Source organism: Microvirga sp. VF16 (genome assembly GCF_016864375.1).
Taxonomy (GTDB): Bacteria; Pseudomonadota; Alphaproteobacteria; order Rhizobiales; family Beijerinckiaceae; genus Microvirga.
Genome location: NZ_CP069354.1, coordinates 2,156,888 through 2,175,026, shown reverse-complemented (window position 1 = coordinate 2,175,026; position 18,139 = coordinate 2,156,888). Strand labels below are relative to the sequence as shown.

Here is an 18,139-nt window from a genome sequence, read left to right as displayed (position 1 = left end):
CGAGGGCAAGCCGCAGGCCAGCGCTCAAATCGACAGGATCAGTCAGGGGATACATCGTCAATCCAACAACAAACCGAGAAATTGTCTATGAGAGCACCTTGGAGCGCGACCTGGCTTACATACTCCTCGTCCAACCTAGCGTTGAGGATATACATGAGCAGCCAGAGGCCATGAGTTACGTCGACAGCGACGGGGCCAATCGACGGCACACTTTCGACTTCGTGGTGAAGCTCCACAACGGCACCCGCACGGCAATCGCCGTGAAGCCTGTAGCGAAAGTAGAGTCTAGCGGTATTGCGGAAACTGTAGATCGGATCCGCGACCAATGCCCGAGAGCCTTCGCTGATCGCTTCGAAGTTCGCACGGGAGATCACATTACCCGGAATCGTGCAGCGAACGCCCGCCTAATCCTGAAGTCTCGTCGCATGCGCAACGACAGCGCAATCGCGGAGGTCAGAAGGATAGCGTCCACGCTAGTTGGCTCGGTTAGAGTCTGCGACCTGCTCGCAGCGTCCCGCAATGATGGCCTCGGATTTATGGCCGTTGCCAGTCTAATTGGTGATGGCGTGCTCGAGCACGTCGGACCCGGGCGCATCTCTCACAACAGCGCCGTTCGCCTTGGCCGAAAGCTCGCCCGCACGCACTGAAGAGGAAGCCATCATGACTGCATCACAACTTCCTGAGTCTCCGAAGCCTCTCCCGATCCCCTTCACCCCTCGCTATCGTCTGGAACCCCACGCGCGGTACGTGATCGACGGTGTTCTAGAACTTGTTGCCAAATCGAGCGACGATCTAGGCCACGTCCTCCGCCGCCTCGATACCCCTGACCTTTGTGAATCATTTACGCACGAGGAGTTCGAGGAGCTGCGGCGGGATGGCCGCTTAAATATTATTAGAGAATATTATCGCGCATCTGCGGCGTCCTTTCGACTAGAAGGCCCGGAACGGCTGATTTCAGAACTCAGCCCGAAGCGCAGAGAGCGGCTCCTCGCTCGCAAGGACATGGTCGATGCCTTCCTGCGCGAGGAGGAGGCGCACAAGGTCAGCCGGTCCGACGCATCTATGAAGGTTTTCATAAAAGCATACCTCATGGAGCAAATCGCAAGGACGCTTTCAGACGGCCGGTGCGGCCAAAAAGATATTCCGATCAAGCGTCCGCCAAGCCCGACAGCGCTAAGGAAATGGCTACGTAAGTACGAGGCCTGCGGCTTTGAGGCAATGGCTCTTCGTGATGGCTACGGACGGAGCGGCAACCGCACGCCCAGACTGGATGTTGAAGAGCGCATACTCATGCGTGAGATCGCCGAGCGCTATGCCAGTCTTCTCAAGCCGACAAAGGCCTCGCTCTACCTCGATCTAGTCAGTGAAGTGAAATCGAGGAATCTCGAGCGCAGAAAGACAGGCGAGCGTCTTCTGAAGAAGCCGAGCCGCTCAGCATTCGAGCGCGTGATTGCTGGCCTTAATCCCTTCATGGTCTACGCGGGACGGGAGGGCGAGGCAGCGGCACGCAAGAAGTTCTTCATCGTCCGTGGGGGCCTCGACGTATCCCGCCCGCTCGAGCGCGTAGAGATGGACGCCTGGCGCATCTCCCTCCAGGTCATCCTTGAGGACGCGGGGGTCTGGGCCAAGCTCTCCCCAGAGGTCAAGGCGGAAGTAGAGCGTCGGCGCCTGTGGCTCTCCGTCGCCATCGATTGCTACACCCGCTGCATCTTGGCGGCCCGCATCATCGACAGCAACACGTCCACTGCTGCCGTGTCGACGATCGCGATGGCCGTGATGGACAAGGCTCGCTTCGCCAAGGCTGCCGGTTGTGTTACCCCATGGGATCAGTGCGGGTCCGGCGAGACCTACGCGACCGACAACGACAAGGCATACACCGCCTTCGAGACCCGGGCGTGCGTGACGGACATGGGCAGCGAGATGCTTTTCCCGCCGGCGGGAACCCCGCAGAACCGTGCCCGCATCGAGCGCTTCTTCCGCACAATCCACGAGCAATTGGTGGCTCTGTTCCACGGCCGCAGCTTCGAGAATGTGGTCGCGAAAGGCGATTACGACTCCGAGGCCAATGCCGTCATCGACGCGGACGAACTTGGGCGCGTGATCGTGCGCTGGATCGTCGATGTCTACCACAACACTCCCCACGAGGGCCTGGGTGGCGAGACGCCGCGCAACTGCTGGATCCGCACCACCCGCCTCCACCCAGTCCTTCCTCCGCCGGACGCAGACGTCTGCCGCCACATATTCGGCATCACGGTCGAGCGTCGCATCACTAACACGGGCGTGCGGGTGCTGGGCCTCCACTACCAATCTGAGGAACTCCAACGGCTGCGTCGGGTCGCGCAGCAAAAGCCGGTGCTCGTACGCATCGACGAGGGTGACCTCGGCCGCGTGTCAGTCCGGACCAAGAACGGTTGGCTGACGGTGGACTGCGTCCGGCCGGAGCTCGAGAGTGTCTCCCTTGAGCGTTGGATAGCGACGGAGCGGGCGCTCCGGCGGGATCACGCTAACATGGCGCGCCTCACAGAGGACGTCGTCTTTCAGGCGCTAGCGGATATCAAGGCCTTCTCCGTATCCGCCACGCAGCGCGCAGGCATCGCCTGCCCAATCATCACCTCCGCCGATGTCGACCGCCTTGACCGGAATGTGTTTCGAACGTTCGCCTTTGACCGTGGCGTGGAGAGCGGCCCGGAAGTCCTCGAATCCATCGACACCGCGATGGAGGACGACGCAGGACCGTCTTCGGTCGCCGACACCGGTATCGGCGGGACGATTAGCAGTGAAGGCAACTCTCCCGAGGATCCCGCGCCCACTGATCAGATCGGCGAAAACGACTATGGCATGGAGGACTGAGCATGGAGGGCAACGTGCCTGATAATGACGCCAACGAGGATGTCGTCAGCCGAATGCGCCGGCTCCAGTCGGAGCGGCGTGCCGGCAATGGATCGATCATGGCGGGTGTGCTGTCCGCCTACATCACTACACCACGTGACAAAATTCTTGAGGCCGAATTGGACGGTCTGATCGACAGCTTCCTACTCGCTCAGGAGGCCACTGACGCTAGCCTGTCCCGCCAAGTAGGCCGGCTGCGCGAGGGACGGGCACTTTCGGTCACAGGGCAGTCCGGAGCAGGCAAGACCCGGACGCTCGAGCGCCACTTCCTCAAGAGGGAGGAGTTCACTGGATACGGGGATCAGAATGCCAATTGCATCCTAGTTTCGGTGTCCACGCCGTCGCCGTGCACACTGCGACTGCTCGGTCAAGAAGTGCTTGCGGCGCTGGGCTACGAGACGACCCGTAAGCTTGAGGAGAACGTCGTTTGGGACATGGTGCAGCACCAGTTGGCGCTGCGTCAGGTTCGCTTCCTCCACATTGACGAGCTTCAGCATGTCCTCCAGACCCGTAATCCCATCGAAATCGGCAAGGTTCAGGACACCCTTAAGAGGCTTATGCAGAACAAGTTGTGGCCAGTATGGCTGATCCTCTCCGGTCTACCCGAGATTGGCCGATTCTTCGCGGACGATGAGCAGGTCTGGCGCCGGTCCCGCCATGTCGTATTCGAGGACCTAACCTTGGAGAAGGACGCGACGCTTATCCGCCGGTTGATTACTTCCTACGGACAGGAGAAGGCCAAGCTGGCTATAACTGATGTTGTTGGCGACCCCGTCATTGCACGCCTTCTCCATGCAGCGCTCGGACGGTTCGGCATTGTAATCGAATTCATACAGGACGCTATCCGTGAAGCGCTCATGGGTGGAGCGGACAGTCTCCAGGTCGAGCACTTCGCGGCGGTCTATTCGGCCAGAACTGGATGCCTGCCCGAGGGCAATGTGTTCACGGCCGTTGGCGATTGGGATCTCATCAAGCCTCGTGAGGGCCTCGTTCGTGACGAACTAAACAATGGTGAGGACTGCGCCCAGCCAAGTAAGCACCGTGGGGACAAACCCGGCCGCAGTTCCCATCCCCGCGACAGGAGAAACCCGTGACTCCACTGCACCCTTCAATGGTCGTCCAGCTAGGCCGCGGCGAGACACCTCAGAGCTATTGTTCGCGCACTGCCCTCCTTCTCGGACGGTCGGCTCGCAATTTCTGCCGCGACATGAGTCTTTCTTTCCAAGGCATTGTGGATGGCGACGTCCAAGCCTTGGAGGCATTGGCCCATCGCACCCGAGCCGATGCAGGTTCCTTAGCGGCCGGGGCTGTACTGAGGGTCGGGGAGCGTCGCTACTCGATCCGCAACCAAGCGCTCGTACGTGACAGTCTAAGCCGTAAGGCGCTGCGCGTTTGCCCTCATTGCCTTCTGAAGGATCTAGACGAACGGAGCGATCCCTTGGCCGTACGGCCATTCGGCCGAGCAGTATGGCTGATCGACTCAATTCGTACCTGCCCGCAGCACGACGTCGGCCTCATTGCCATTGCGGACGACGACCATCCCCAGCGCGTGCATGACTTCGCTAACCTGATTCAGCATGCCATCCCCAGGATGGCGCAATTCGCCGAGGAAGCTCCGCGGCGGAGTGCCTCAGCGTTCGAACGGCATCTCCTTGACCGGTGCGAAGGTCTCAAGATCAAGGATGCTCCCTTCCTTCAGTCGCTTCCCTTCTACGCCGCTGCGAAAAGCTGCGAGGTAATCGGTGCCATAGCAGCTCACGGCATCCGGTTCCGGTCAGAGCGGCTTACAGAAAGTGACTGGTACCACGCCGGGGCTGAAGGCTTTCGGATCGCTTCGGGTGGCGAAGTCGGAATCCGAAGCTTTCTCTCCAGCCTCCAGGAACACTTTGCATCGACCAAGGGAGACTGGGGGCCGCGAATGGTGTTCGGCCGTCTATATGAGTGGCTCGCACACGAGTCGGAGGATGACGCATACCATCCCCTTCGCAACATTATCCAACACCATGTAATCGAGACAATGCCCATTGGCCCTGGGGAGGATATTTTCGGCCAAGAGATCACTGTGCGCCGCCTTCACTCCATCCGCTCGGCATCGCTGGAGATAGGTGCGCATCCCAAGCGGCTGCGTAAGCTCCTGCACGCCGCAGGCCACGTCAAGTCTCAGTCTATGGCACTATCTGATGAGCGCGTCATGTTCGACGCCTTGGAGGCACAGGACTTTCTTGCGCGCGTGTCCGAGGCAATGAACCTCAGGAAAGCAGGCGAGTACCTCAATGCCCCACGTCCCCATGAACGGTTGCTGGCCGACGCCGGCTTCATTCAGCCATTTGTCCGCGGCGGCACTGGCCTCTTGAGGGACTTCGCCTTCGCGAAGCGTGACCTCGACGCGTTTCTTGGGCGGTTGCTGGAGAAGGCGACCGACGCGGGAATCAGCGACGGCGCGCTCGTGCCGATCCCTGTTGCGGCCAAACGCGCGTGCTGCTCCGCGATGGAGATTGTTCGTCTGATCCTTGATCGGAAGCTGGCGTGCATCCGGCGCCGAGCCGACGTTGCGGGATACCTGTCGGTGCTCGTCGACCCAGAGGAAGTGAAACCCTACGTGCAGGGGCGGGCGAACGGCAGCCTTTCGCTGCGTGAGGTCGAACAGAGACTTCGAACCAAAACGCAAGTGGTGAAAGCCCTCGTCGAACGCGGACACCTGCCATCACGGATTGAGGTCAATCCGGTGAACCGCTGTCCCAGACAGATCGTCGCTTGCGGTGATCTAGAGCATTTCATGTCGAGGTTCGTGTCCTTGCATGTTGCGGCGACTGACAGCGGGATCCACTTTCGGAAACTCAAGACAATGCTGGCATCCGCTAGAATCGATCCGGTGTTTCCGCCAGGCGAGGTACATGCCGCGTTCTATGATCGTAATGTAATCGCTGACTTAGGATTATAAGAGACCTTCCGAAGATCCAATCCCTGCAAAATGTCCGCTTTCACTGCGGCGCGAGCCCCGGCATCGCCGGGGCTTTTTTCATGTCGAGACAAAGAGCGCCTTACGGTCAAGCGCGCTGTTGCGTCGAGTGAGGCGTTCCGATGGCTTACAGCACTCGGCCGCTGAGGCATTTCTGATTCTGGAATCCTTATTTTCTGGGCATTCCAGAACATGTGCGAGGCATCCTTTGGGGGCCTCTACAGTCAGTGACCTCCGGGGCTTTTCTTTAGCCTGAACCCAGCCGAGTCCTATGAATTATGCGTCCTAGCGAATGTTACGTTACATAGGAGATCATCGGCTAGACTGTGGAATGCCGGCTAAGCTGTTCCCACCGCATACACATCAGGAAGTCGAACGCAGCGGGGAGTGTGGACGGAGCCGAAGGCCAAGGGGCCACGACATTGAACACGAAATTAGCTGTCCTTACGACTAAACCAACCCTTCTCGATTTCAGTGTAGTCGAGAAAGGGATAAAGGCACGTTCCTCGGATGAAATAAACCGAGGACCAGCATTCGTCCAGTATGTAGTAGAAACTGTCTTCCATATCCCACCGGAAGACGCAGCGCTGCACATTGTTGATGGAGGTCAGGATAGAGGTGTAGACATTGTCTACATTGATCATGAAAACCAGATGATCAATATTTGCAGCTGCAAAGCCGTAGCTCATTTCAAGAAATCTCACCGATGCTTTCCAGGCGATGAGATCGACAAGATCGTGTCGTTTGTAGACGATCTCCTATTCAGGCGGGAAGAACTGCTTGAGTCGGTCAACGGGGCTCTAGCCGCCAAAGTTCGAGAGATTTGGGAGATATTTGCAGACGATCCTTATCCTATTAAAGTCCGCCTGTTCTCCAACCAGCTACCATTAGCTGACTCAGAACGTGCAAGGCTCGTATCGAGCTTGGCTCGCCATAAAATTGAACTACTCGAGCACGGGCTATACGAGTTAGCACATGGAGCAGTACGTGCAACCCGCCCAAAATTCAGAAAGAGAATACTCCCTGTGAAAGGTGATGCCTTCTCCGTTGTAGAGGCAAACCGTAAGGGAATCGTCACCAGAGTGGCGTTGAAAGAACTTTACGATTTTGTCTGCGATGAGAACGGATCATTTGACGAGCGCTTGATCGAGCAGAATGTCCGATACTTTCTTGGACATGACAACGATGTGAACAGAGAGATCAGAGCAACATTGATTGGCGGCAATGCAAGCGACTTTTGGTTCCTAAATAACGGCTTAACTATAGTATGTGATCAGGTTATCGCGGTAGAGAATGGTTGCCATCCACTCACTCTCGTAAACCCGCAGATAGTGAACGGTGGACAAACAGCACATGTGGTCCACCATGTTGGCGCTGAAACGCTTATCGCCCTCAATGAAGGTTCCCTACCGATAAAGATCATTCAGACGAGCGATACCGATTTCATCGAGCGCGTCGCCTTAGCTAGTAATACTCAGAGTAGAATTTTTGGGCGGGACTTGCGTGCGAATGATCACATTCAAACCCGACTAGCATCATCGATAAGCGATCATGGTTACTTCTACCGCAGAAAGCGGGGCGAAAAAGGACCATTCGGACTGAAGATCATCGACGCGCTCAGGGCTGGACAGCTTATCTTGGCATTCATCTGCGCTGAGCCTACCAAAAGCAAGACCAACTCGAATGATATTTTCGGCGATCTTTACAGTCTCGCCTTTGATCCCAACGTCATCACAGCAGAGTTGGTTATAACGGCATCTAAGATCCATGAAGAAATTCAGGCTATTCGGCAGCAAGCTCTTGCATGGCAGAGTTCCATCTCCCGAAACTCATTCGCAGAAACATGGATCATCGAAGGTCATTTGCATCTGCTCTTTGTCATTGGCGAGTTGATGCGCAGAAAAGCGATCCCATACGGGTCCGTTGACGAAGCAATCAACCTGATACCGGATGCGATTGCAGTGGTGGCACAGTACGTAGCCGATCATCCGCGCGTGTCGGCGTACCGCCTTTTCAGGCTAGTATCTTCAAAGGAAGAGCTTCTTGAAATCATCGACGGATTTGGCAGACCCTCCCCTGCACAGCCTCATCAACTTAGTCTTGGGCTTTAATCAGTGTTCAGGGTGATCTCAAAAAGGCCCTTCAACCCATCGAGATCCCCGGACCAAGTCCGGGGATGATGGCGAGGGTGGCGTGAGGGATGTGATCGTGACGACGCGGGAGCGCTTCGCGCATCCCGGACAAACGCTTCTCTCAAACCCAGCCGCGAAGCCGCGCCGTGCGGCGGAGCGCACCGGCCTCACGCAGCGGCCCATCACACCCTACCTTGCCTCCCCGCCCACCATGCAACACACATGCATGATCTTGCCGGAGAATCGCGTTTCGCGGCTCCGGCGCGGCTTCAAGGGGAGCGCCGGATGAACGTGCTTGTCGTGGGGGGAACGGGTTTTCTGGGCGGCGCGGTCGCGCACGAGGCGCTGGCGCGGGGCCATCGGGTGGCGATCTTCACCCGCGGGAAGACGGCGAAGGATGCGGGGCCGGACGGGATCGAGATTCTGATCGGCGATCGGCACAGCGATCTCTCGGCGCTTGAGGGCCGCGCGTTCGACCTCGTGGTCGATACCTGCGCCTTCGCGCCCGATGCGGTGGCCTCGCTGCTCGATGCGCTCTCCCCGGCCATCGGCCGCTATGCGCTCGTGACGAGCGCCAATGTCTATGCGGATTTCAAGGTGCCGGGCGTCTCGGAGAATTCGCCCACGACCCGCGCGACGCCGGAGCAATTAGAGATGGCGCGCGCCCTGCCCCCGGAGCAGCGCTCCGCCGCCGCGTCCTACGCCACGGCCTATGGACCGCTGAAGCGCGAATGCGAGCTCGTGGCGCTGGAGCGCCTCGCTGAGCGCGCGCTCATCCTCCGCTCGGGCCTTCTCGTCGGCGCGGGCGATTACACCGACCGCCTGACTTCCTGGGTGCGCCGGGTGGACCAGGGCGGCGCGATCCCGGCGCCCGGCGATCCGCGGCGCCCTATCCAGCTCATCGATGTGCGCGACGCCGCGCGCTTCATCGTCGAGGCGGCGGAGCGGAATCTCGGCGGCCTCTTCAACCTCACGGGCCGCCCCTTCCCGTTCGCCGACTTGTTGGAGGCCATCCGCCGCGTCACTGGTTCGGATGCGCGCCTCGTGTGGCGCTCCGACGAGGCGGTGCTGGCGGCCGGCCTCGCGCCCTGGACCGAGGTTCCCCTCTGGCTGCCGCATGCGGACGAAGCCTTCCGGCATTTTTTGGAGATCGACGTCGAAAAGGCTTTTGCGCATGGCTTTCAGCCCCGCCCGCTCGACGAGACCCTTCGGCACATCCTCGCCTGGGACAGAACCCGCCGCGACACACCCCTCAAAGCCGGCATGCCACCGGAGAAAGAGGCGGCGCTGCTGGCGGCGTCCGACACGGGTCGCGCCTGAGACTCTCCTGTCATCCCCGGCACACGAAGTGTGGGAAGGGGATCCACTCGCTTGGACAGCGCTATGGATTCCCTTCCCCTCCGCTGCGCTCCGGCCGGGAATGACACTGTCATCAAACCCCTCTGCCGTCATGGCCGGGCTCGACCCGGCCATCCACGTCTTTGCAACGTTATGGTTCCAAGGCGTGGATCCCCGGGCCAAGCCCGGGGATGACGCGATGGGTGCTTAGGCAATGTTCATCTTTTGTTCTTGACAATGATCCTAACCTCGGCTATATCATTGCCTTAGATCTGCTCCTGGCGAGGGGCGCGCTCGCGAGGCGTCGCAGTGTGGGAGCAGGCACGGTCCCGTGGCTGAGGTGACGCAGCCTCATTCGACGGGAGGCCCAGGATGTGGGTTGGTGGTCGGGATCGGTCGCAGGCCGCCGTCGCGCAGACGGTCACCGCCTGCGGCGGTTGACTGAGCCGGCCTCTCCTGTCCGCCTCAAGAAGCCGTGCGCGAAGAGGCATTCCGGCTCTTCCATCTCCCATCAGACATCGAGCCGGGCTGCCCGTCGCGCCACCCTCGATCACCACTCAGGCTCGCAGCGCAAGCTGCGGGCCCGAAAGCGCTGGCTCTTTGACAGACCTGTCGTCATCCACAGCCGTCATGGCCGCCCATGTTGCGGCCACCCACGTCTTGGGAACATCGATATGGATAAACCATGGATGCTCGGGAAATCCCCGGAACAAGTCCGGGGATGACGGTGAGGGTGTTGCGAGGGATGCCGCGCTTGTAACGCGATCCTGCCCGGCGGATCACTTGGTCTCGTCCTGGATGCCGCAAACGGGGCCATGCTGGAACGCCCGTTGCGTTCGGCGCCGTTCCATTGAGGGCAATCGAACGGAGTGTGGCCCCTCCGGGATCGGGTAGCGACGTTCGCCGACTTTTCGGCATGTCCGGTGCTTGCCACGTGAGCGGACATTCGGCGTATCACAGCCAAGTGCCAGCCGCAGAAGTTCGCATTCGGCGGATCCGCCATCATGGTTGGGGCGACACACCTTGGAGGATGCGATATACTGCCGAAGTCAGCACAAGGATAAAGACACTTGCCGTCGGCCCAGGGGGCGATCAGGGAGGGTGTCGTGACGCGTTGGCAGCCAGATCCCAGTTTCTATCCTTCTCCACGCCTAGCCGAAAAAGCTCCGCCCGAAACGCTGGCCTACGTGGCCATGTTCGATCCGGACCGCGAACAACCGGACGGGATCGCGGTTGTCGACCTTGACCCGGCCTCACCTTCCTATGCCAAGATCGTCGGCTCGGTGGCCATGCCGAATACGGGCGACGAACTGCACCATTTCGGCTGGAATGCGTGCTCGTCCTGCCTGTGTCCCAACATGCCCCATCCTCACGTGGAGCGGCGCTATCTTGTCGTGCCGGGGCTGCGCTCGTCCCGGATTCATATCCTCGACACCAAGCCTGATCCGCGCAACCCCACCATCGTGAAGGTGATCGAGCCTGAGGTAATCGCCGAGCGGACCGGCTACACCCGACCACACACGGTTCATTGCGGGCCGGACGGTATTTACGTCACGGCCCTTGGCAATGCCGAGGGCAAGGCGCCCGGCGGCATCTTCGTCATGGATCACGAGAGCTTCGAGCCGCTCGGACGCTGGGAGGTGGACCGCGGATCGCAGCAGCTCGCCTATGACGGATGGTGGCATCTGGGATACGACACGCTGGTGACCAGCGAATGGGGCACGCCCGACACCTTCGAGAACGGCCTCGTGCCGGAAGTCCTGCTGGGTTCGAAATACGGCCGGCGCCTGCATTTCTGGGATCTGCTGAAACGCAAGCATTTGCAGGAGATCGACTTCGGCGAAGAGCATCAGCTCGTGTTCGAGCTCCGGCCGGCGCACGATCCGACGAAGGCACATGGGTTCGTCAACTGCGTGATCAGCCTGAAGGATCTCTCCTCCTCCATCTGGACCTGGTACCGCGAGGGCGATCACTGGGCCGTCAAGAAGATCATCACCATCCCGGCCGAACCCGCGAGCCCGGATGACCTGCCGGATATGCTGAAGGGGTTCGGCGCGGTGCCGCCGCTCGTGACCGATATCGACCTGTCCATGGATGACCGGTTCCTCTACGTGTCGTGCTGGGGTACGGGCGATCTCCAGCAATACGACGTCTCCGACCCGTTGAACCCCAAGCTCACCGGCACGGTGCGGATTGGCGGGATCGTGTCCCGTGCCTCTCATCCCAAGGCGAAGAACGGGCACCTGACGGGCGGGCCGCAGATGGTCGAGATCAGCCGTGACGGGCGGCGGGTGTATTTCACCAACTCGCTCTACGGCCCCATCGATCAGCAGTTCTACCACCGCGGCTTCGAGGGCTGGATGGTGAAGCTGAATGCGGATCCGGAGGGCGGCATCGCGTTCGACGAGGATTTCTTCATCGAATGGCCCAAGGGGCATCGGCCGCATCAGGTCCGGCTTGAGGGCGGTGACTGCTCATCCGACTCCTACTGTTATCCCTGACGGCGGTCCCTGCCGATCCGGTGAATGAGGATGAACACGCTCTCCTCCACACTCTGGCCCTGGATGGCTCTTGCGGGGCTCGGCGCGTTCCATGGCCTGAATCCCGCCATGGGCTGGCTGTTTGCCGTCGCACTCGGCCTTCATCGTCAGAGCCGGGGCCTTGTGGTTCTCGCCCTTGCACCGATTGCCCTCGGCCACGCTGTAGCGGTGGGCGCTGTTCTGCTGGCGGTGATCGTCTTCGGAACGGTCGTCGATGCGACGTTCCTCGGCCGCGGCGCCGGAATCCTCCTGATCGCCTGGGCGGCCACACATACTCTCGCCGGCCATCGCACCCCTCTCCGGATCGGGATGCAAACCGGCTTGGCCGGTCTGGCCTTATGGTCTTTCATGGTGGCCAGTGCTCACGGGGCCGGCTTCATGCTGATCCCCGCGCTCCTGTCGCTGTGCGTTTCGCCGGGCATGGGCGGCGAACTCACCGCCTCGACCTCAGTTCCGATTTCATTTGTGGCGCTCGCTGTTCACACAGGGGTGATGCTGGCGGTGATCGGAGCTGTCAGCCTGATCGTCTATGACCAAGGGCTCGCATTTCTGAGGCGGGGCTGGCTCAACATGGATATTCTCTGGAGCGTTGCCTTGGCAGGAGGCGGCATCTTTCTTTTGGCAGGGTGACGTTAAGATCCCGGCGGACCTCACTGGCGAAACGCGTTGCATGCATAGATGCGATTGGGGCCCTACGGTCAGGCGGTGAAGTTCGCATGTCATTTTGGAATGTCTGGTGATCCCCGCGTGAGCGCACATTCGGCTACTTCAAGGAAGTGCCAATTCCCAACCTCCTCAGCATTCGGTGCGCAATGCTCCGCTGTGATGTCCTATTGAACGCGGACGTAGCCCCGCAATTCGCCATACCGCCGAACCTGCTCCGCGGTCAGGATCTCCACCGTGGCAAGATGGTACCTCAGGTGGGCGGCCCGAAGTGCCGCCTGCGTCGCCCCGATGGCGGCTGTGGTGTCGGTGAGGTTCGCGGTCGTCACGGTGCGTCCGGAAGAGGATCACCTCCCGGCCCTTCGGATCCGAGCGGGTCAGGCGGGCCTCGCCGGCTTCCAGGAGGTACAGGCCGAGCGGCTGGTCCTCTCGCAGGAACAGACCCGCCCACACTGAGCGAACGTCGCGCTGCCGAGTGGCGAAGGGTATCTGGAATCCAGTCCAAAGCGGTCATGCCGGCATGTTCGCAATAGTTCCGGCAGCCGGGCGACCCTCGCGATTACGAAGGTGCGCCATCCAGGGCTTTTGCCGCTTGACCTTCCCATGATGGGAAGGATTACACCAAAATGGGAGCGATGAGGATCGTCACCGCAAGGCAGGAGGGCAGGCCATGAACATCGGACAAGCGGCTGCGGCATCGGGCGTCTCGGCCAAGATGATCCGCTACTACGAGTCCATCGGGCTGATCCCGAAGACCGTCCGGACCGAGGCCGGGTACCGGGTGTACTCGGGAAGCGACGTCGCCACCCTCGGCTTCATCCGCCGCGCCCGCGACCTCGGCTTCTCCGTCGAGCGGATCGCGGAACTCGTCGCGCTGTGGCGGGACCGGGACCGGGCGAGCACGGACGTGAAGCGGATCGCCCTCGAGCATGTCGAGTCCCTGGAGCGGAAGGCGCGCGAGTTGCAGGAGATGGCCGCGACCCTCAGTCATCTCGCCGAGCATTGCCACGGAGACGGTCGCCCTGAATGCCCGATCATCGAGGGGCTTCAGACTGGCCATGAAGCGGAATTGCTCGACATCCGCTCGACCCTGCACTTCGGGTCTGTCGGCCTCCGCTCCGCACGTCGAACGACGGCGCAGAAGATGGTGCGCAACTAGAGCATCGGATGGATACGGAAAACCGGGTCCACGTTTCGCTGACGCGGCCCTTCGGGTCCGCACGATGCGCTAGCCAGAACTTCGCGTCGCTCGGGGGCCTTTCCCGCCATACAAGCGATGGTTTCGCCTCGCGACAACTGAACGAACGCCCCAGCCTTCATGTACCATCCAGGGTGCTTCCGGAGGCGAATGAGGTGAGGACGCCATCATGATCAATCTCGGCGTTGCGGTGCCATTCCTGGGCACATTCGGAGCCGCGCCCCTGCCGGATCGCGTGGCCGCCTCTCTGCGCCTCGAGGAGCAGGAAGGGCTGCGCCTCGCCGCCAAGGTCCGCATCGTGCTTCTCGCGGTGGCCTTCGTTTGGCTCGGGCACGACCTGTTCCATGTCGGCTGGGCCGCCGTGTTCAACCTCGCGGCCGTGGGAGCCGTCCTCGCCTCCGGTTTGGCCGAGTTCGCGATCCTGAAGCGACACCGCCATCCGCGCGGCATCGCCATGGCGTTCGCCCTGCTCGACAGCGTGATCCTTGGCGTCGTCCTGGCCCTGCCCAATCCCTGGCTCGAAGGTACGATCCCGATCACCGTGACCCTCAAGGGGGGCCTGGTGCTCTGGTTCGTGTTCCTGCTGGCCCTGCGCACCTTTGCCCTCGATCCCCTCCTGCTGATGTGGTCCGGGATCTGTGCGGTGCTGGGCTGGTCCATTCCCCTCGCCGTTGCCTTCCTCGACCCCGACATCCGCATCGGCGTTCCGAGCATGTCGGGCAGCATCGTCGCGAACTCCGTCGAAGCGTTTCGAAATCTTGCCTTCGTGCATATCGGGCACTGGTACTCCGAAGCCCTCGTGCTGCTTCTGGTGGCGGCGGCGCTCACGGCGGCGGTCGAACGCTCACGCCGCCTGGCGCTCACCCGTGCCAGCGCCGAGCGTCGGCAAGCCAACCTCGCCCGCTACTTCTCGCCCCGGGTCGTGGAGCGGCTTGCCCGTTCCGACCAACCGTTCGGCGGGGACCGGCGGCAGGAGGTGGCCGTGCTCTTCGCGGACATCAAGGGCTTCACGACGCTTTCCGAGCGGCTTGCTCCCGAGGAGGTCATGCACCTCCTGCGCGGATTCCATGCCCGGATGGAGAGCATCGTCTTCGCGCACGGCGGCACCCTGGACAAGTTCATCGGCGACGCCCTTCTGGTCACCTTCGGGGTTCCCGATCCCGCTTCGGACGACGCCGTCCGGGCACTTGCCTGCGCCCGGGCCATGCTGGCCGAGGTAGAGCGGTGGAACGACGAGCGTGCGCGCAGCGGCCAGGATGTCATCGGGATCGGCATCGGCCTTCACTACGGTCCGGTCGTCATGGGCGACATCGGCTCCGAGCGCTCGATGGCGTTCACGGTCGTCGGCGACACGGTCAACACGGCCAGCCGCCTCCAGGGCATCACGCGTGAGCTGGACTGCGGAATCGTGGCCAGCGAGTCCTTCATGACAAGGGCTCGCGAGGCGGCAGGTGATCTGTCCGTCGTCGATGCCTTTCGGTCCGTCGGCCCTCGCAACCTGAGAGGCCGCAGTGCCCCCATCGACATATGGTGCGGGTAAGCGGGCACCTCAGGAAAGGCTGGCGGAATGCGTTGCAAGCGTCCGCTTCCGCTACGGTCGGCGGCGTCGGTTGTGCTCAGTCCCTACCGGGCTCCGGTGCGAGCGGCCTGGTATTCGCGCTCCTCTCCGATAGGGCGAGAAACCTCGGCTTGACCTTGCCACCGTGGGAAGGCCCAGACCGATCTAACCTTAAGCGAATCGAGATCCCGACCATGCATCTTTTCCACGTGCCCGACCTGAAGTGCGGAGGCTGCCTGGGCTTCGTGGTCCGGGCCCTGCGGGACATCGACCAAACGGTGCGCATCACGGCTGATATCCCGGCCCGCACCCTCCGTGTCATCTCGACACGCTTCGAGTCCGCCCTCCTGCGCGCCCTGCGGGAGGCGGGCTATACGGCCGAGCCGATCCTCCTGCCTCTCGGGTGAATCCGATGGGCCGAATCTTGTCGAATCCAGCCGGCCATGACACAAATCCGGTTCCGACGAACAGGAGCGCTTCCCCCTTGCGGCTGATGGGTACCATCATCGTTGCTCTGCTTGCGATCACCATGGCGATCTTCCCGATCTCCGTGCCGCAGGCGGCCGCATCGGCCGGGCATCCGCACGCCGCGACAGCCAGTGCGGGGCACACCCATGCCGCTTTCGACGAGGATCACGAGCACCCTGACGAGGCAGTGTCTCACGGCGCCGACCTGGGCGCTGTGGCCGATCACGACGAGGGCTCGCACGATTGCTCCGGCCCCGTTTGTTGCAGCATAGGAACCTGTCACGCCTTCCAGGCCAGCGTGCTTCCCGACCTCTCCACTCCTGCGATGTCCACGATCCCCGTTGCATTGCCCGGCGACGAGCAGGTCGAGGGCATCACCGCAGGCGGCCTCGACAGGCCCCCACGAACCGTCTGACCCAGGCGCGGGCGAGTGACGCCCGCACGCATCGGCATGGCTGCATTCCAAGGCCAGCCCTGCCCGACCTGAAGCTCGAGCCGGTCATCCTCCCGCCGCAGTGATTAGAACGCCAGGCCCGTGATGGGAGACGGACATATGCCGTCTCTGCCGCAATCCTGACATCGACCCTGTCGCAGAGGTCCGCCCGGAGACGGATCCCATGTTGAAGCTCATTTCATTCGCTGCGCTCGGCCTCGGCCTGGCTGGCTGCGTACCTTCCGAACACCCCTCCTATCTCGTCGCGGCGGCTGATCCTGCCATGGGCGCCCGCCCGCCGGCCTACTCCTCCATCACCGCGGGCGTGCGTGGATACGACGTCGTCGATCCCCTCGACTGGCGGGAGCTCAACCGACGCGTCGCCCCCGGGGCCGATTCCGAACGCGACGACAGCGACGATGCCGCCCGCAGGGGCCGCTGACCCATGCGCAAGGACACGAAAACAATGATCGACAACGAACATGCGGGGCCGGCGCGCAGGCTGCGGCTGCTCGGGAGCGTCGCCGCCACCCTGATGCTGGGCGGCTGCGTCTCGTTCTCGGCCGACGGCGGGCTGTCGAGCGCGCAAACGGTCGCTTACGCGGAACTGAACAAGGACGTCGTGAAGGTCGCCAGCGAGGCCGATGCGCTTGCGACGCAGCAGCAGGCCGAAGCCCTCCTCAGGCGCCCCCTGACCGCGGACAGCGCCGTCCAGATCGCCCTGCTCAAGAACCGCGGCCTGCAAGCGGCGTTCAACGACCTCGGCGTCTCCGAGGCCGAATACGTCCGCACGAGTCTCCCTCCGAGCCCGACCGTCTCCCTGTCCCGCCTCGGCGGCAGCCTGGAGCTGGAGATCGAACGCCAGATCCTGATCGGGCTGTTCGAGCTCGCCACGCTGCCGGCCCGGACGGCGGTCGCCGAGCAGCGCTTCCGCGCCGCCCAGTTCCGCACCGCCGAGGCCGTACTGCGGCTGGCCGCCGACACACGCCGGGAATACTACCGAGCCATCGCGGCCAATCAGCAGGTCGCCTTCGTGCAGCAGGCGCTCGGGACGGCGGAAACCGCTTCGGAGCTCGCCAAGCAGCTCGGGGAGAGCGGCGCCCTCAACAAACTGGAACAGGCCCGCGAGCATGCCTTCTACCAGGAACTCGGCGCGCAGCTTGCCCGTGCGCGGATTGAGCAGAAGGTCGCCCGCGAGCGCCTGATCCGCCAGCTCGGGTTGTGGGGCCGGGACATCGACTTCCGCCTGCCGAACTCACTGCCACCCCTGCCCGCCCGCATCGCCTCAGCCCAGGACATCGAGCGTCGGGCGCTCGAACGGCGTGTCGACCTCCAGGCGCTGCGCCATGACCTGAATGCCGTCGCGGGGCAATACGGTCTGACCAACGCCACCCGCTTCGTGACCGACATCGAGCTCGCCGGCCTCTCCAGCTACGAGCGCACGACGTCGGTCTTCACCGAGGGCAGCGAGACCGTGGTCGAGAGCGAAAGGATCAAGCGGCGTGGGCTGGAGGCCGAGTTCACGATCCCGATCTTCGACTTCGGCGCAGTGGGCGTCCGCAACGCGCAGGAGACCTACATGGCCGCAGCCAACCGCTTGGCGGAGCGGGCCGTCAACGTCCGCTCCGAGGCGCGCGAGGCCTACTTGCGCTACCGCGGCCACTACGACCTCGCCCGCCACTACCAGGGCCGCGTCCTGCCGTTGCAGAAGCGGATCCAGGACGAGGCAACCCTTCAATACAGCGGCATGCTCGTCGACGTGAGCCAGCTCATCATCGACGCGCGTACCCGCATCCTCAGCAACGTCGACGCCATCAACGCCCGCCGCGACTTCTGGATCGCCGCCACCGACCTCAAGGCCGCCCTCGTCGGCGGCGGTGCCGGGAACGGCGGTGAAGGGCGCGGAGTAACCGTGGCTGCCGCCGCTGGCGGCGGTGGCGGCGGGCACTGACCAGGGAGAG

The 18,139-nt window shown here is 62.2% G+C and carries 15 protein-coding genes and 1 pseudogene; all 16 read left to right on the top strand.

What is annotated here, in order from left to right; all coding sequences use genetic code 11:
• Positions 1–170 precede the first annotated feature (170 nt).
• The 16 genes and pseudogenes from JO965_RS10355 (at position 171) to JO965_RS10285 (ending at position 18,129) form a co-directional block, all read left to right on the top strand.
• The gene (locus JO965_RS10355; RefSeq protein ID WP_203443546.1) at positions 171–647 is read left to right on the top strand and encodes a hypothetical protein; all 477 of its coding nucleotides are present in this window, start codon (positions 171–173) and stop codon (positions 645–647) included.
• Positions 648–660: 13 nt separating this feature from the next.
• On the top strand, positions 661–2,850 hold the full coding sequence (locus JO965_RS10350) for a Mu transposase C-terminal domain-containing protein (RefSeq protein WP_203443545.1): 2,190 nt from the start codon (positions 661–663) through the stop codon (positions 2,848–2,850).
• Positions 2,851–2,864: 14 nt separating this feature from the next.
• The gene (locus JO965_RS10345; protein ID WP_246776801.1) at positions 2,865–3,983 is read left to right on the top strand and encodes an ATP-binding protein; all 1,119 of its coding nucleotides are present in this window, start codon (positions 2,865–2,867) and stop codon (positions 3,981–3,983) included.
• 17 nt (positions 3,984–4,000) lie between these two features.
• Positions 4,001–4,345: pseudogene (locus JO965_RS49310) on the top strand (TniQ family protein); the annotation flags it as partial.
• Positions 4,346–4,807: 462 nt separating this feature from the next.
• Complete coding sequence (locus JO965_RS47795; RefSeq protein WP_246776800.1) at positions 4,808–5,830, top strand: hypothetical protein; 1,023 nt, start codon at positions 4,808–4,810, stop codon at positions 5,828–5,830.
• A gap of 440 nt (positions 5,831–6,270) precedes the next feature.
• Positions 6,271–7,959 (top strand): AIPR family protein, encoded by a 1,689-nt coding sequence (locus JO965_RS10335; protein WP_203443542.1) that lies wholly within the window; start codon positions 6,271–6,273, stop codon positions 7,957–7,959.
• Positions 7,960–8,265: 306 nt separating this feature from the next.
• A complete protein-coding gene (locus JO965_RS10330) occupies positions 8,266–9,300 on the top strand; it encodes an NAD-dependent epimerase/dehydratase family protein (RefSeq protein WP_203443541.1) in 1,035 nt (344 codons plus the stop codon).
• Between the two features lie 1,124 nt (positions 9,301–10,424).
• Positions 10,425–11,819, top strand: a complete 1,395-nt coding sequence (locus tag JO965_RS10325; RefSeq protein ID WP_203443540.1) for a selenium-binding family protein — start codon at positions 10,425–10,427, stop codon at positions 11,817–11,819.
• Positions 11,820–11,849: 30 nt separating this feature from the next.
• Complete coding sequence (locus JO965_RS10320) at positions 11,850–12,488, top strand: hypothetical protein (RefSeq protein ID WP_203443539.1); 639 nt, start codon at positions 11,850–11,852, stop codon at positions 12,486–12,488.
• A gap of 270 nt (positions 12,489–12,758) precedes the next feature.
• Entirely contained in the window at positions 12,759–12,977 is a 219-nt protein-coding gene (locus tag JO965_RS10315; protein ID WP_203443538.1) for a hypothetical protein, read from the top strand.
• Positions 12,978–13,191: 214 nt separating this feature from the next.
• Positions 13,192–13,680, top strand: a complete 489-nt coding sequence (gene cueR, locus JO965_RS10310; RefSeq protein ID WP_203443537.1) for a Cu(I)-responsive transcriptional regulator — start codon at positions 13,192–13,194, stop codon at positions 13,678–13,680.
• A gap of 208 nt (positions 13,681–13,888) precedes the next feature.
• Complete coding sequence (locus JO965_RS10305; protein ID WP_203443536.1) at positions 13,889–15,259, top strand: adenylate/guanylate cyclase domain-containing protein; 1,371 nt, start codon at positions 13,889–13,891, stop codon at positions 15,257–15,259.
• Between the two features lie 212 nt (positions 15,260–15,471).
• The gene (locus JO965_RS10300; RefSeq protein ID WP_203443535.1) at positions 15,472–15,684 is read left to right on the top strand and encodes a heavy-metal-associated domain-containing protein; all 213 of its coding nucleotides are present in this window, start codon (positions 15,472–15,474) and stop codon (positions 15,682–15,684) included.
• A gap of 77 nt (positions 15,685–15,761) precedes the next feature.
• On the top strand, positions 15,762–16,160 hold the full coding sequence (locus JO965_RS10295; RefSeq protein ID WP_203443534.1) for a hypothetical protein: 399 nt from the start codon (positions 15,762–15,764) through the stop codon (positions 16,158–16,160).
• 202 nt (positions 16,161–16,362) lie between these two features.
• On the top strand, positions 16,363–16,620 hold the full coding sequence (locus JO965_RS10290; RefSeq protein WP_203443533.1) for a hypothetical protein: 258 nt from the start codon (positions 16,363–16,365) through the stop codon (positions 16,618–16,620).
• A gap of 24 nt (positions 16,621–16,644) precedes the next feature.
• A complete protein-coding gene (locus tag JO965_RS10285) occupies positions 16,645–18,129 on the top strand; it encodes a TolC family protein (protein ID WP_246776799.1) in 1,485 nt (494 codons plus the stop codon).
• The last annotated feature ends 10 nt before the right edge of the window (positions 18,130–18,139 follow it).

Bases quoted from the DNA above. Each gene is read 5' to 3' on its own strand.
- JO965_RS10320 (WP_203443539.1), top strand. From the start codon at position 11,850: ATGAACACGCTCTCCTCCACACTCTGGCCCTGGATGGCTCTTGCGGGG.
- JO965_RS10305 (WP_203443536.1), top strand. From the start codon at position 13,889: ATGATCAATCTCGGCGTTGCGGTGCCATTCCTGGGCACATTCGGAGCC.
- JO965_RS10285 (WP_246776799.1), top strand. From the start codon at position 16,645: ATGATCGACAACGAACATGCGGGGCCGGCGCGCAGGCTGCGGCTGCTC.
- JO965_RS10355 (WP_203443546.1), top strand. From the start codon at position 171: ATGAGTTACGTCGACAGCGACGGGGCCAATCGACGGCACACTTTCGAC.
- JO965_RS10330 (WP_203443541.1), top strand. From the start codon at position 8,266: ATGAACGTGCTTGTCGTGGGGGGAACGGGTTTTCTGGGCGGCGCGGTC.
- cueR (WP_203443537.1), top strand. From the start codon at position 13,192: ATGAACATCGGACAAGCGGCTGCGGCATCGGGCGTCTCGGCCAAGATG.
- JO965_RS10300 (WP_203443535.1), top strand. From the start codon at position 15,472: ATGCATCTTTTCCACGTGCCCGACCTGAAGTGCGGAGGCTGCCTGGGC.
- JO965_RS47795 (WP_246776800.1), top strand. From the start codon at position 4,808: ATGGTGTTCGGCCGTCTATATGAGTGGCTCGCACACGAGTCGGAGGAT.
- JO965_RS10290 (WP_203443533.1), top strand. From the start codon at position 16,363: ATGTTGAAGCTCATTTCATTCGCTGCGCTCGGCCTCGGCCTGGCTGGC.
- JO965_RS10350 (WP_203443545.1), top strand. From the start codon at position 661: ATGACTGCATCACAACTTCCTGAGTCTCCGAAGCCTCTCCCGATCCCC.